The organism is Enterococcus malodoratus (assembly GCF_027659535.1).
In the GTDB taxonomy this organism is placed as follows: Bacteria; Bacillota; Bacilli; order Lactobacillales; family Enterococcaceae; genus Enterococcus_A; species Enterococcus_A malodoratus.
Window position 1 is genome coordinate 63,243 of sequence record NZ_JAQDPG010000011.1, and the last position, 13,745, is coordinate 76,987.

At 40.8% G+C, this 13,745-nt stretch carries 13 protein-coding genes; 12 read left to right on the forward strand and 1 reads right to left on the reverse strand.

The genetic code is table 11. From position 1 onward, the window contains the following. Window positions 1–108 precede the first annotated feature (108 nt). Entirely contained in the window at window positions 109–294 is a 186-nt protein-coding gene (locus tag PGP85_RS16720) for a hypothetical protein (protein WP_270328515.1), read from the forward strand. Between the two features lie 39 nt (window positions 295–333). On the opposite strand, the gene PGP85_RS16725 is transcribed toward PGP85_RS16720, so the two are convergent. Beyond that, window positions 334–1,086 (reverse strand): CPBP family intramembrane glutamic endopeptidase, encoded by a 753-nt coding sequence (locus PGP85_RS16725; protein WP_270328517.1) that lies wholly within the window; start codon window positions 1,084–1,086, stop codon window positions 334–336. 480 nt (window positions 1,087–1,566) lie between these two features. Between PGP85_RS16725 and PGP85_RS16730 the strand changes: the two genes are divergently transcribed. From PGP85_RS16730 to PGP85_RS16780, 11 genes are all read left to right on the forward strand, one after another. After that, window positions 1,567–3,006 carry a helix-turn-helix domain-containing protein gene (locus PGP85_RS16730; protein WP_270328518.1) on the forward strand — a complete coding sequence of 480 codons (1,440 nt, stop codon included), beginning with the start codon at window positions 1,567–1,569 and terminating at the stop codon, window positions 3,004–3,006. Continuing rightward, window positions 2,999–3,556, forward strand: coding sequence for a hypothetical protein (locus tag PGP85_RS16735; RefSeq protein ID WP_270328520.1), 558 nt, complete (start codon window positions 2,999–3,001; stop codon window positions 3,554–3,556). The genes PGP85_RS16730 and PGP85_RS16735 overlap by 8 nt, the downstream gene beginning before the upstream one ends. Window positions 3,557–3,573: 17 nt before the next feature. Beyond that, window positions 3,574–4,365, forward strand: a complete 792-nt coding sequence (locus tag PGP85_RS16740) for an LPXTG cell wall anchor domain-containing protein (protein ID WP_270328521.1) — start codon at window positions 3,574–3,576, stop codon at window positions 4,363–4,365. 27 nt (window positions 4,366–4,392) lie between these two features. Further along, window positions 4,393–4,701 carry a DUF2089 family protein gene (locus tag PGP85_RS16745; RefSeq protein WP_270328522.1) on the forward strand — a complete coding sequence of 103 codons (309 nt, stop codon included), beginning with the start codon at window positions 4,393–4,395 and terminating at the stop codon, window positions 4,699–4,701. Between the two features lie 127 nt (window positions 4,702–4,828). After that, window positions 4,829–5,560, forward strand: a complete 732-nt coding sequence (locus tag PGP85_RS16750) for an AAA family ATPase (RefSeq protein WP_333490243.1) — start codon at window positions 4,829–4,831, stop codon at window positions 5,558–5,560. A gap of 75 nt (window positions 5,561–5,635) precedes the next feature. Further along, entirely contained in the window at window positions 5,636–6,280 is a 645-nt protein-coding gene (locus tag PGP85_RS16755) for a DUF998 domain-containing protein (RefSeq protein WP_270328527.1), read from the forward strand. Window positions 6,281–6,521: 241 nt separating this feature from the next. Further along, entirely contained in the window at window positions 6,522–7,871 is a 1,350-nt protein-coding gene (locus tag PGP85_RS16760) for a sigma-54 interaction domain-containing protein (RefSeq protein WP_270328528.1), read from the forward strand. 211 nt (window positions 7,872–8,082) lie between these two features. Next, on the forward strand, window positions 8,083–9,657 hold the full coding sequence (locus PGP85_RS16765) for an acyl CoA:acetate/3-ketoacid CoA transferase (protein ID WP_270328529.1): 1,575 nt from the start codon (window positions 8,083–8,085) through the stop codon (window positions 9,655–9,657). Continuing rightward, window positions 9,644–10,906, forward strand: coding sequence for an L-lactate MFS transporter (locus tag PGP85_RS16770; RefSeq protein ID WP_010743034.1), 1,263 nt, complete (start codon window positions 9,644–9,646; stop codon window positions 10,904–10,906). Before PGP85_RS16765 ends, PGP85_RS16770 begins: the two co-directional genes overlap by 14 nt. 98 nt (window positions 10,907–11,004) lie before the next feature. Then, window positions 11,005–12,591 (forward strand): HAL/PAL/TAL family ammonia-lyase, encoded by a 1,587-nt coding sequence (locus tag PGP85_RS16775; protein WP_010743035.1) that lies wholly within the window; start codon window positions 11,005–11,007, stop codon window positions 12,589–12,591. A 37-nt stretch (window positions 12,592–12,628) separates the two neighbouring features. Then, entirely contained in the window at window positions 12,629–13,558 is a 930-nt protein-coding gene (locus PGP85_RS16780) for a nitronate monooxygenase (protein WP_270328530.1), read from the forward strand. Window positions 13,559–13,745 lie beyond the last annotated feature (187 nt).

The window sequence follows — 13,745 nt, forward strand, 5'->3', positions numbered from 1 at the left end:
TTTTTCGCTGAATAGATCAAGAACTTGAAAAAATAGTTTCACTTTGTCAGAAATCTATCAGGCTTTGGGTATATTTATTACTGACGAAAGTCAAAAGGAGGAGCTAGTATGTTACAAGTGTTGTTGGTATTATCAATCGTTGGACTTGTCCTATCATTTATTTTGAATATCTTCGCGAGAGGTAAAAAAATCAATGGAATGTATCTTGTATTATCTCTGCTTCAGGGAGCGTGCTTAGGTGCGATGGTGGGACTCTTGGTCATCTTATTGATCAAAGGCAGAACATTAGTATAAAAACAAAAACAGAGGAATTTCCTCTGTTTTTTTTGTATTCTAAGCCAAGAATCCTACCAAGAAGGCCAAGGTATCGAACATAAAATGAACAAGAAAAGAGGCCCATATGGATTTTGTTCGAATATAGGCAGCCGTTTCAATTGACCTGCCTAACCCGATCACAAAGATGACCTGCAGCCAATTCCATTGGTAGGTCGGTAAGTGCAGCAAACCAAAAATAATCGAAGATAAGAGCAACGCCATGGCGATACTTTTATTACGAGACCAATGCGCTCTTTGGTAGAAGAAATACAAGAACGCCAAGAAGGGCAGCAGTGCGAGAAATTCCTCACCTAAAAGATTAGGGATATTACTCAATGTGTTGATCAAAAATAATTCTAGACCATGTGCTTGAGTGGACGAAACCACCGCTGGATTGGCTTTTGCCGGATCAAATAGGTTGACTATCACGACCGCGGCACCTGCATAAAGAAAATCAACGATCAAAATACCTGCTAAAAATAGTAAATCTTTTGGTTTAAACTTCCTAAATAATAGAAAGGCATCCTTTCCAGCAAATAGAGCCAAACTTCCTATTCCAAAAAAAAGCTTCATAAAACTAAAAACGATGATTACTAAAAATGCTAAAGAAGAAGAGGTATTAGGATCCCAAAAAGATGAAATAAGAAAACCGATAAAAAGTATTCCAAGAATAATTGCCCATTGTGCCGTATTAATAGTTTTAGGTTTTCCATTGTAAAAGGGAAAATCTAGGGAATCATTTTTCTTCTCAATAAAAAAATGTTTGTCCATATCAATAGACTCCTCTCAAATTGAAATTATTTTTAGCATAGTGATTGTAAAAGAAAATGTAAAAGAATTTGTTCTAGAGCTGTTGAGTTGGATTCTTAAATGAATGAGTCAGGCAAAACGGGTGACCTCAGTTATCAAAAATATTAACAGAAAATAATTATTTTTTAACTTATGTCTTTTCTCATTAAATAAGTTTTAAAAATGAGCAAGGTACCATAAAGTAAGCATATAATAAAAGAACAAGGCATATATTTTGTTGTTTTGCCAAATAAACATATTATATTTTTAAATTTTATTAATAATATGTTAATATTGAACTATAGATTCAAAGTGATTTGCATTATGCAAATCTCTTTTTTTTGTGCGAATAAAAAAAAATAAGGACAAATTGATTATTTTGCTAATTAAAATGTATCGATTTGGATAATATAATTAAATAAAATTAGTTAATTATTAATCGTGGTATGAAAGGAGCGAGAGATGCAGGCAAACGATTTATTGATAGATGATGACCGCTATAAATGGTACTTACTTCAGTACTTAGAATTAAATAAGAATGCGTATTGCTCAATTGAACAGCTCGGAGATATTTTGGAAATTTCTCGCTATAAATTAGAAAAGTACCTGCAAGAACTCCAAGCAGAGCTAGAGGAAAATCACTACGATGCGACGATCGAACTGCTTGAAACAGGTGAAATCGAGGTTCATCGATTGAACCATGCGATTGTAAAAAAAATGCGGCTTTTTTTGGTAAAGCGTAGCTTGACGTATCAGATTTTTCATCGGTATGTGACCAATGAAACGAGTTTGGATAAACAAATTGAAGAGCTGCATGTAAGCCGTTCAAGTACTTATCGCTTATATAAACGTCTAAAAGAGCAGTTGACGGATGAAGGATTTCAGTTAAAGAAAAATCAATTAATAGGAAATGAGTTTTCGATTCGAAGTTTTTTGTTTGGTTTATATTATGAGATTTTCAACGGGTTAACGAGTCCTTTTGATGAAGAGATTCAAAAACAAGCCAAAGAAATTTTTCGCTATCTGGAACATTACTTAAATCTGTCGCTGCCTAAAACAAAGGAACATAAATTTCTTTTCTACATGAGTGTTGCATTGATTCGGCTGAGAAAAGGACACGGGATAGCCGATAACTACATTGATTATCAAGAAAATGCGGCGACTGAGTATCTTTCAAAATGGCTGGACAATCATTTTACGTTGACGCAAGTAGAAAAGCGCCGCGAGATTGCTGCGTTGCTGCTGTTTTGCCAAATGATGGAGGTTGATCTGCAACAGGAACTGCAATTTATCAAGCAAGATGAGAACCAGCAGGCGGAAGTATTGGTGGAGGAGTTTTTGCAATATTTAGCTAACCATTCACGATTTGAGTTAGCTCGATTGAAAGAGGATCGGTCATTAGTAGCTGGACTGCTGCGAATTAATCGGAAGTGGCTAATCTATCATTTTCGTGAAACGACTTTTGTGACGAAAATCCAGCGCCGTTACTTTCAAGAGATCAATCCTAAGTTGGATGAGCTGATCCAAGATTTCATCGAACGAATTGGTCAACAGGGACTTTTTCATTCCGAACAGGAACGGAATAAATTGTACTATGATTATTTGTTTTTCCTGATCACGAAAATTTCAGTTGAGGAATTGGAAGACCCTGTCTATATTTGCATCGATTTTTCTCACGGCAGCAGCTATAACGAATACATTCAAACGATGCTGCGTTCGTTGCAAAGTATGAATATCTGTTATGAAGAAAAATTAAGTACGAAGACCCAAATCTATTTGTCTGATTTTTTGATTGATACATTACCATGCCACCAAATGATTTGGAAGCGGCCGCCAACACCGGAGGATTGGGCCGAATTTGGGCATTTATTATTAACGGTTAAGGGAGGCGCCTATGAATAGAAGTTTATTGATCGCGATTGCATTGCCTTCAATGATGTTTTATCAGTCCAATGCGCCGATCTTATACAGCAGCGAAAAATTGATCGAGCAGGTCAAGGAGGAACAGGTCAGACGATCGTTTGATTTATCGGAAAGCGGCAATATGTTGATTATTACCAATGATCGAATAGAAGAAAATGCAGAGATGGTTCCCGCCAGTGAAGCAATCGAACCGGAACAGCCGCCCGACCAAGCAAATGAAGAAACGTCATCAAATGGAGAACGCTCCTCAGATGAAACGTCTTCAACAAGTGAAACAACGCAATCACCAACGACTAAATCCAAGCTTCCGAAAACCGGCAAAAAAGCCTCGCGGCAAACAGAGAAGACGAAAAGTACGGAAGCATTGGAAACAATCGAACAAAAGATCAGCGCGCTGCCTTTGGCAGAGCTCCCGACCGATAAGACAGGCGAGCGGGAACTTGTTCGAATGCTGGCAAGTATGTCAGGAACGATTTTATATGGTACTAAAATGACGGAAACCAACAAGCAGGAATATATTACGTTTTAAAAAGGGGATGAAAACGAATGAATCGTTTAAAGAAATTATGGTCACTAACAGCAATCTGCGGAATGATGATTGGGATTTTCCCAATGTCGATCTTTGCAGAAACCATTGAAGAAGCAAGTGTGGTGGTTAACGAAGCAGCAATCACGGATATGGACGATCAAGCAATCACAGAGGACCAGCGCATCAATCACAAGGATTCGGTAAAAGTGAAATTGAATTGGTCGCTGGCTAAAGCGGCATTGATCGAAGCAAATACGATGATGTCAGTTGCTTTGCCCGCCAATCTAACTTACCCAGATCAATCCGGTAGTTTAGGCGAGATGGGAAATTATCAAGTCAGCAACCAACAATTGATTTTTCAGTTTAACAAAAACTATCAAGACACAGAAGATGGTCGTGCACCGGATTTTGCCAGTGCCCAATTTTATGAAGGCTTAATTGAACTGACCGCAGAAACAACTTCAGAAGAGTTAGAAACAGAAAATGTTGATTTTGGGAATAATATCATCTCAACCTTGTACTACGACAAGAAAGTTGATCCGGCAGCGGATCCAGTAAATGCCGAGACAGATAGCGAACAGAAAATTCAATCGCGAGCCCACAATCCGAACTTAAATGATCGTGGTGTCGATTTATTTACCAATATCAAAATCACTGACCTGGCAGGAAATGAGTTCAGCGCAGCAAACCCTGCGGTTAAACGATTGCCATCAACAGGCAGCATTAGAAGTAATGGACTGATCATTTTAGGATTATTCTTCTTAGCGATGATTGGATTGGTAGCATTTAGTAAACGAAAAAAAGCTTAGCATCAACTAGCAGAAATGAGGGGGATTATGAAAACTAGCGGAGAACCAAGTTGGATTTCAGATTTAAGTGAAGAGGAAATCGAGTTTATAAAATTCTTTATTCTTTCGTCGGGGTCAATCAAAGAACTGGCGACTATCTACTCAACCAGTTATCCAACACTTCGGAAACAATTGGATAAGCTGATTCAGAAGATTCGAATCAGTGAGCGCAAAGAAAATGACAACATTATTCAATTGATTCAGCAGCTTGAAAAAGAAGGCAGAATCGATCAAGAAATTGCGGATACTGTGGTACAAGAATATGGCAAATCATTAAACTGTTTGATTGTCGATTAACTAAAACCTTCGATTCATTTCATTTTGAAATGGATCGAAGGTTTTTTATTGAGGGGCACTTTCTTTCTCGCTGAAGGTTAAGGTATGATGAATAAAAGTATCGACTAATTTCAATGGAGGTGGCTGAATATTTGTTCATGAATTGAAACTATCGAATATGAAAAAGGGAACGGGCTACCCGTTTGATGTTTTCGCGATTCAAGAAATAGCGCATAAAGGTAGTTTGGTGTTTGATCGTCCTGTTACTTTTTTATCTGGCGACAACGGGACGGGCAAGTCAACGATTTTAGAAGCACTCGCTGTGGCATATGGGATTAATCCGGAAGGCGGCAGTCAAAATTTCACGTTTCACACGGTCGAAAGCCATTCAAACTTACATGAATCGGTTCGCTTAGTCAGGAAGGGAAATCTTCCTAAATCCAAATTTTTCTTGCGATCAGAAACGTATTATAATGTTGCTTCGGAATTGGAATATATGGCCGAAGAGGATGGCGAAGTGGCGTATGCTTCCTATGGAGGAAAATCTTTGCATACCCGCTCGCATGGAGAAGGCCTGCTGACGATTATTGAAAATCGTTTTGGCAAAGAAGGTTTTTATTTACTGGATGAGCCGGAAGCTGGATTAGCAACTAGTCGGCAATATACCTTGCTGCAGGAAACTCATCGTTTAGTGCAGGCAGGCAGTCAATTAATAATCGCTACGCATTCTCCGATCCTGATGGCTTATCCTGATGCGACGATCTATCAGTTTTCAGAAGATGGGCTAGAAAAGCTGCCTTTGGAGGAAACGATCGCCTTTAAAGAAACGAAACTGTTTTACGATGATCCGAAACGAATGCTGCATTATCTCCTGAATTGAACAAAGGGTTTCTTTTTCTCGTTAAGAAGTTCAATGCTAAAATAGTATTAGCTAAGATTTAAGGAGATGGGAACATTGAACGTCTTGAAGAAATATGGCTTTCATTTTTTGATGATAGGTGTCATCAGTGATTTTTTGACACCCTATGTATTGGGAATCTTTTATCCGGAACTCCATCAGATGACTGCTGTAATGAGCTTGTTTGGTGATGTCGGCAGTCCGGTTCGCGGAGCATTTTTGATCTGGTCGGTGGTTGCGGGTTGCTTTTACACGTTATCTTTACCAGCTATTTATACGACCTTTAAAGAAACATCGCGTCCATTGGCCGGACTGACTGCCGCAGCGATTGGTACCTATGGAATTGGAGACTGCATTTTCACCGGTCTTTTTAGTGTAGACACTGCGGATGCTCAGTGGAATTTTTCGACTTGGGTCCACAATATTGGATCGGGAATCGGTTATGCTGGTTTTCTGCTTTTTCCGTTGTTTCTTTATTTGATTTATAAAAAGCAAAACAAGCGAGAATTAAGCCGACGTTATTTTGTCCTATTGCTTTTAAGTTTGACTGTTGCGGCTATTTACGGTTTGGCACGTATTCCGCAGCTGAATCAATTGGTCATTTTTAAGCAATTAGGTTTTTGGCAGCGGCTAAGCTTTGTTTTCAATTATTTGCCGATTGTTGCTCTGACGATGGGAGAAATAAAGAAACGATCTCGTTAAAGTTAGAAGAATAGGTAAAAAGGAACGCTCGCCATTGGTTGAGTGTTTTTTTGTTCTTCTGAGTAAGCAAAGGGAATTAATTTATGTAGCCAACGAATGAAATCTGGAATAGACGGAGTAACGAAACAATGGTATAGTACCCTTGTCTATCCAACCATGTGATTTATATCACATTTTTTCTAGCTATAAATCAAGTCATTTTAATCATAAAACGAAGAACGATTTAGGAAGGAACAGGAGAATGAGTCAGACTTTAACGAAATTGATGACAGACGATATCACGACATTGTTTGTAACAGACAGGGACGGAAATATTTTATTAGCCAATGATTTCACGGCCATGACTTTGGGAATTACGTTAAACGAATTATTGAATTCAAATGTTTATGACCTTGTCGCCAGTGAAATCTATGATACTTCTGCGACGATTGAAACTTTGAAATCAGAAAAAAATTCTGAAGTAACCCTGACCACACAAGCTGGGTATCATATTCAATCAAAATCGACGCCTATTTTTTATCCAGATGGCACGATGCATTTAGTCGTGACAAAATCAGAACCGCTGACCCAGGAAGAATTTGAGGAGCTATCAAGCAACGAAAGAACTCAGCCGGAAAAAGTTGAAGAACAAGTCGAGATAGCGACGTCAGTGATCGCTGAGAGTAATGAAATGAAGAAGATCATTCGCGTTTGTAAACAGGTTGCCTCGTACAATAGCCGGATTTTACTATTAGGGGAATCAGGTGTCGGGAAAGAAGTAATTGCGAATTTCATTCATCGGCATAGCCAAGTCGCCGATGATAAATTTGTCGCAGTAAACTGTGCGGCGATACCTGAAAGTTTGTTTGAATCCGAATTCTTTGGCTATGAGAAGGGGACCTTTACCGGGGCAGAGAAAAGCAAACCGGGCTTGATCGAAAATGCCGATGGGGGAACGCTGTTTTTGGATGAAATCTCAGAAATGCCTTTAGAGCTGCAGGCGAAACTGCTGCGCGTTTTAGAAACAATGACGGTGCGTCGAGTCGGAGGCATGAACGAAATGCCGGTTGCGTTTCGCTTGATCTCTGCCTCTAATCAAAACATGTTCGAGTTGGTCGAACAAGGAAAATTTCGTCGGGATCTGTATTATCGAATCAACGCGATCCCTGTAACGATCCCTCCGCTTAGAAAAAGGAAAAAAGATATTTTAGCCTTAGCTAATTACTTTTTAGATTCCTTCAATCAAAAGTACGAAGCCAATGTGACATTGTCAAAACAGCACCTGCACCATTTAATGTCTTCTGATTGGTTGGGCAATGCCCGGGAACTAAAGAATTATATTGAGTATGTAGTGGTGACAGCCGAGCTGCCGATCCTTTTACAAGAAAGTCTTGTTGATGAAAGTATTGGGGAAAGTGATGAGCTGCAAGCCTTAGCAGACGTTTATGATTACCCGGATTTTATTGACTATGTTGAAAAAATCTATTTCCAGCAGAATCTGCAAAAAAATCAATGGAACATTAGTAAGACAGCCGAGGATAGTAATGTCAGCCGTCCATTTATTTATAAAAAGATACGTGAGCTCGAATTGGAAAGAAACGATACAGTATGAGGGAAACAGTGGTCAGAGTGTAATGATCGATTACACTTTGGCTGCTTTTTTTTGCCTTCTTTTGCGAGAGGATAAGGTTTGTTATTTTGGCACAGCATTTGCTTAATAGAAAAGTAGCAATTAATGTGATTTATTTCACTATATTTGAAAACTTAGTCAAAAGGTCAGTTTAATATTGCTAAGTAATAGAGAACGAAGGGAGTAAACGAAAGTGAAAGTAATCACCAAAGAAGCAGCAGCTTTGCTGATTGAAGACAATGATACGTTAGCTGTCAGCGGTTTTGAATTGGCCTGTGCCAATGAAGAAGTAGCGTTGGCTCTGGAGGATCGATTCATTAAAACAGGAAGTCCGCAACAGTTGACGGTCATGCACTCTAGCTGCTGGGGGGACCGGCAAGATAAGGGGATGTCGCATCTTTCCCACAACGGCTTATTAAAACGTTGGATTGGCGGCATCGTCAAAGCGTCTTCACCAAAGCTTTCGGAGATGATCCAAAACAATGAGTGTGAGGCCTACAATTTTCCGCAAGGTGTTTTAGCGCAGCTCTATCGGGAGATCGCCGCTAAAAGACCGGGTCTGATCACCAAAATAGGGTTAGAAACCTACATTGATCCGAGGCAAGAAGGCGGAAAAATGAACGAAGCTACCACGGAAGAGTTAGTTAGAATCATTGATCTGCTTGAGGAGGAATGGATGTTTTATCCAAGTTTTCCTCTGCAAATCGGGTTGCTCCGTGGAACAGTCGCCGACGAAAACGGCAATGTGACATTGGCAAAAGAAGGTCTCCATATGGAAGTTTTACCAATTGCCCAAGCGGTCCACAACAGCGGCGGAAAAGTCATCGTTCAAGTTGAACGGGTAGTCAAAAATGGAACCCTGCATCCTAAAGATGTAAAAATACCGGGAATCCTAGTGGACTACGTGGTGGTATCGGAACCAAAAAATCATTTTCAAACGGGTACAACATTGTTTGAACCTTCCTTCAGCGGTGATGTAAAGCTGCCGATTGAAAGTGTTCCAAAATTACCGCTGGATAATCGCAAAGTCATTGCTAGACGTGCAGCGATGGAATTGAAAAAGGGAACGGTCTTGAATTTAGGCGTTGGTATCCCTGTAAATGTTTCAACGATTGCCGCTGAAGAAGCGATTGATGATCAAATCATTTTGACGACTGAAGCAGGAACCATCGGCGGCATTCCAGCCGGATTAAAAGATTTTGGTCACGCGTACAACAGTGAAATGATCATTGACCATCACGAGCAATTTGATTTTTATGATGGCGGCGGATTGGACTTATCGGTTTTAGGACTGGCTGAAGTTGATCAGTCCGGCAATGTAAATGTCAGTAAGCTGGGCAATCAAGTGATTGGCTGCGGTGGATTCATCAATATTTCTCAAACGGCTAAGAAGTTGGTTTTCGCTGGAACATTTACAGCCGGGGGACTGAAAACAGAAGTAGCGGAGGGCCGCTTAACGATCACGCAAGAAGGGAAACATAAGAAATTTGTTCCGGCAGTGAATCAAATTACTTTTAACGGGAATTATTCTGCCAAAACCGGGCAGGAAGTGCTTTTTGTAACAGAAAGAGCGGTCTTTACATTAGAGGATGGGGAACTTCTATTGATCGAAATCGCACCCGGGGTTGATCTAAAAGCAAATATTTTAGCTCAAATGGAGTTTGAGGTTGCCGTATCAGAGAATCTAAAAGAAATGCCGAAAGAGTTGTTTATGGAAAATTGGGGCAAGTTAGCTGGAATAATGGAGGAAGATCATGGAAAGAACTAAAAGTATCGAACAGGCTACTACAAAGGTGAATCGTTGGGTTGTTTTATTTGCATCAGTCGGCATTATTATTTGCCAAGGAGGGATCTACGCCTTTAGTGTTTTCTCTTCACCTTTAGCAGCGGCAAACGGCTGGTCTGTTCCAGATGTGGCATTAGCTTTTACAATCGCTGTAGGGATTTCACCGCTGCCAATTATTATCGGCGGGCGAATTTCGGATAAAGGAAAGTCACGAGAATTAATTTTATTTAGTTCACTATTGCTGGCGGCTTCGTTTGCGCTGGCAGGATTGTCAACACAATTATGGCAATTATATCTAACCTACGGATTGCTGGGCGGATTTGGATTGAATCTGGGCTATATCGCTTGCGTCAACAATTCGCAACGCTTTTTCCCTGATAAACGCGGGTTGTGTTCCGGGATCGTTATTACCGGGATTGGTGCTGGTACGATGATCTTTGCACCATTAGGCAGCTGGTTGATTGAACAATTTGGTGTGCGGACGACCTTCATTCAATTAGGCGCGATCTTTTTGGTTATCTCTTTGATCTGTTCAGCGTTAATTAGAAATGCGCCAATCGAAGATTCTGCAGAGGCAAAAGAAGAAACAAGCGAGGCGGTTAGTCCAACGATCGAAGAAAACTTTGATTGGAAAGGCATGATTAAAACGTTACGTTTCTATTTAGTTGCGATGCTGTACGCGACAGGCTGTTTTTCTGGACTAGTGATTTCTTCAAATGCAGCGGATATTGGACAAAACATGTTTGGTCTTACACCGATGGTAGCAGCGACTTTTGTTAGTATCTATGCAATGTGCAACTGCTTAGGTCGGGTATTGTGGGGCGCGCTTTCTGATAAATTGACTCGAATTAATACCTTCATGCTCTTATTTATGTTTATCGCGGTATCTTTATTGAGTATGATCTTTATAAAGGCAACTGTTGGTTTTGGTATCGGATTGATCGGATTAGGCCTTTGTGAAGGCGGCGTGGCGGCGATGATGTCTCCCTTGACGATCGAAAATTTTGGTTCGAAAAATCAAGGGGTAAACTACGGCTTCGTCTTCTTAGGTTTCTCTGTGGCGGCATTTATTGCACCGCGTTTGACTGCTTTTATCGGTGAAAAGAATAGCGGCGACTTTACTTCTGCGTTCGTCACGGGTGTCATAGTCGCAGTAATCGGCTTTGTCTTAGCCTTTTCACTGAAACAAATCAATGCAGGGTTGACTAAAAAGAAAAATAAGAATGCTTAATGTATGGAAATCAATCAAAAAAATAATAGCTAAAATTCTATCGATCGCAAAGTATGGTCGGCAATTTTAGCTAAGGGATGTAACTGGGAGGATAATAAATGAAAGCAATTGTTTTAGATGGTTCAAGCCTCACGTTAGAAGATGCTTGGCTGGTTGCTGAAGAAGCAGTCAAGGTCACAATTACTGATGCGGCGTTGAAACGGGTGGAACGCTCTTACGAATTATTAATGGCCGGTGCTGTATCTGGAACACCGGTTTACGGATTGACGGTTGGGGTTGGTTTGAATAAAGATCAAAAATTATTTGATGCATCGGGCGAATTATCACCAGAAGTCCTGACCGCTTCAGAAAGCTTTAACCGCTCCATGCTGAGATCGCATTCAGCAGGTGCGGGTGCGATGATGCCGGATCACTTAAGCCGATTATCGATGGTCATCCGACTAAACACCCTGCTTCAAGGGCAAGCAGCAGTTCAACCAGCGGTGGTCGAATTGTATAAAGCGTTCTTGAATCAAGGAATCTCGCCATTGATCCCTAGCCGCGGCAGTATGGGTGAAGCCGACATCATGTTGGCAAGTCATATCGGTTTGGTGATGATGGGAGAATGGCAGGCAAATTACCAAGGCGAAACAATCAGCGGAGAACTGGCACTGCAAAAATCTGGTTTAGAAAAACTGACACCGATCGGAAAAGATGGGTTAGCTATTTTATCGACCAATAGTATCTCAACAGCCTACGCGATAGCCGGAGCACGCAATGTTCGGCAAACATTAGACGTTAGTCCGCTGGTTTTCGGATTGAGTTTAGAAGGATTGAATGGAAACGTTGCGCCGATCCTTCCTCAACCAATCAGTGTTCGACCGTTTCCTCTATTAAAAGAGACCGCGGAGACGATGCGGGATGCTTTATCCGGGTCTTATTTATGGAAATTGAACGACGAAAGACCGCTGCAAGATCCGTTATCCTATCGAACGACTGTCTACACCTTATCAGAGGCACAACGAGCGCTAGTAGATTTAGAGGAAATGCTGACAATTCAGATCAATAGTTCTGACGACAATCCTAGTATCATTGAAGATGCGAGTGAAGAGTACAAAGAATATGATCAAATCGCTCAATATTTCGTTGAGACTGAAACGATCTCTGGCGGAATTTTTCCATCAGCCAATTTCGAATCCTTACCTGTTGCATTAGCTGTTCAACGGCTTAGTTTAACGTTAGGGCACATCTCACACAATGTCATTCAACGGTGTCTGCGTTTAGAAGAAGCAGAATTCACTGGCTTGCCGCGTTTCTTGACAGTGCCTGAAAACAAAGGGCATGGTTTTGGTTCGCTGCATGTCCCAATCGTTGCATTGCATGGAGAGATCATGTCATTAGCGAACCCAATTTCATTGAATGTTCAACCTGTCGCGGGCGGTGTGGAGGATACTGGGACGAATACTTTGCAGGCAGCGCAGCGTTTGTTAGAAATCAATGAAAGCTTGAACTATATCTATGGCGTCGAATTAATGCATGCCAGTCAGGCGATTGATTTGAGGATGGAAGAAGCTGCTCTACCTTTAGGAAAAGCTACAAAGCTATTCTATCAGGCTTACCGCGAGGTTGTGAGTTTTGTTAAAGAGGATCGGATTTTTACGATCGATATGGAAGCATCAAAAGGTTTCTTAGAATCATATAAATAGCAACACAAAGAATTTTTGCAGAGAAGGGAAAATAATAATGAAGAAAATTACCGAGATTTTAGGCATTCAGTACCCCATTTTTCAAGGCGCGATGGCGCAGGTTTCGAAACATCAATTAGCGGCAGCCGTATCGAACGCTGGAGGACTGGGAATTATTGCCGCTGGCGGAATGAGTGAGGAGCAATTACGGGAAGAAATTATTAACTGTAAAAAATTAACGGACAAACCCTTTGCTGTAAATATTATGCTAATGGCTCCAAATGTTCCAGATATGGTGAAAGTAGTCATCGAAGAAGGCGTCAAGATCGTAACGACTGGAGCGGGAACGCCGAAAAATTATATGGAAGCTTTCAAAGCGGCGGATGTAAAAGTGATCCCAGTGATTCCCAGTGCAAAACTAGCTAAGAAAATGGAAGCACTTGGAGTAGATGCGGTCGTTGCGGAAGGCTCAGAAGCTGGCGGACACATCGGTGAACTGTCAACGATGGTTTTATTGCCTCAGGTGGTTGAAGCAGTAAGCATTCCAGTCATCGCAGCAGGTGGTATTGCCAATGGTAAGGGGATGGCGGCGGCCTACGCATTAGGCGCACAAGGCGTGCAAATGGGGACAGCCTTCATGCTGGCAGAGGAATGCCCAATTCCACAAAATGTAAAAGAGTTTGTCGCCAATGCTGAAGAAATGGATACAGCAGTGACTGGTCGTAACGGCGGCGCCCCAGTCAGAAGTCTAAAAAATAAAATGATCAATCAGTACGTTCAATGGGAAAAAGAGAATATGCCTAGAGAACAACTTGAAGAATTAACAATGGGCTCTGCTAGAAAAGCGGCTGCTGGCGATATTGAAAACGGCTCAGTTATGGCTGGACAAGTCTCGGGCTTAATCAGTCAAATAAAACCAGCAAAACAAATTATCGCCGGTATTATGACCGACACAGAACAAACGATTAAGGGATTGAGTTTAGTATAAGATTCGTTTAGTTTTCTGAAGAATATATTCAAGAGAAGATCAGCTAAAACAATTGTTTTGGCTGATCCTTTTTGTAAAAGCATAAACATGAAATAATTTGATTTATTTTTTATTTTCAGCATTATAAAATCTATTGGCTAAATAATTTGTATTAAACAATCGCTACCTATATGATGGAATAAAGATA

Coding starts and splice junctions, on each gene's coding strand:
- PGP85_RS16720 (WP_270328515.1), top strand. CDS start 109: ATGTTACAAGTGTTGTTGGTATTATCAATCGTTGGACTTGTCCTATCA.
- PGP85_RS16725 (WP_270328517.1), bottom strand. CDS start 1,086: ATGGACAAACATTTTTTTATTGAGAAGAAAAATGATTCCCTAGATTTT.
- PGP85_RS16730 (WP_270328518.1), top strand. CDS start 1,567: ATGCAGGCAAACGATTTATTGATAGATGATGACCGCTATAAATGGTAC.
- PGP85_RS16735 (WP_270328520.1), top strand. CDS start 2,999: ATGAATAGAAGTTTATTGATCGCGATTGCATTGCCTTCAATGATGTTT.
- PGP85_RS16740 (WP_270328521.1), top strand. CDS start 3,574: ATGAATCGTTTAAAGAAATTATGGTCACTAACAGCAATCTGCGGAATG.
- PGP85_RS16745 (WP_270328522.1), top strand. CDS start 4,393: ATGAAAACTAGCGGAGAACCAAGTTGGATTTCAGATTTAAGTGAAGAG.
- PGP85_RS16760 (WP_270328528.1), top strand. CDS start 6,522: ATGAGTCAGACTTTAACGAAATTGATGACAGACGATATCACGACATTG.
- PGP85_RS16770 (WP_010743034.1), top strand. CDS start 9,644: ATGGAAAGAACTAAAAGTATCGAACAGGCTACTACAAAGGTGAATCGT.
- PGP85_RS16775 (WP_010743035.1), top strand. CDS start 11,005: ATGAAAGCAATTGTTTTAGATGGTTCAAGCCTCACGTTAGAAGATGCT.
- PGP85_RS16780 (WP_270328530.1), top strand. CDS start 12,629: ATGAAGAAAATTACCGAGATTTTAGGCATTCAGTACCCCATTTTTCAA.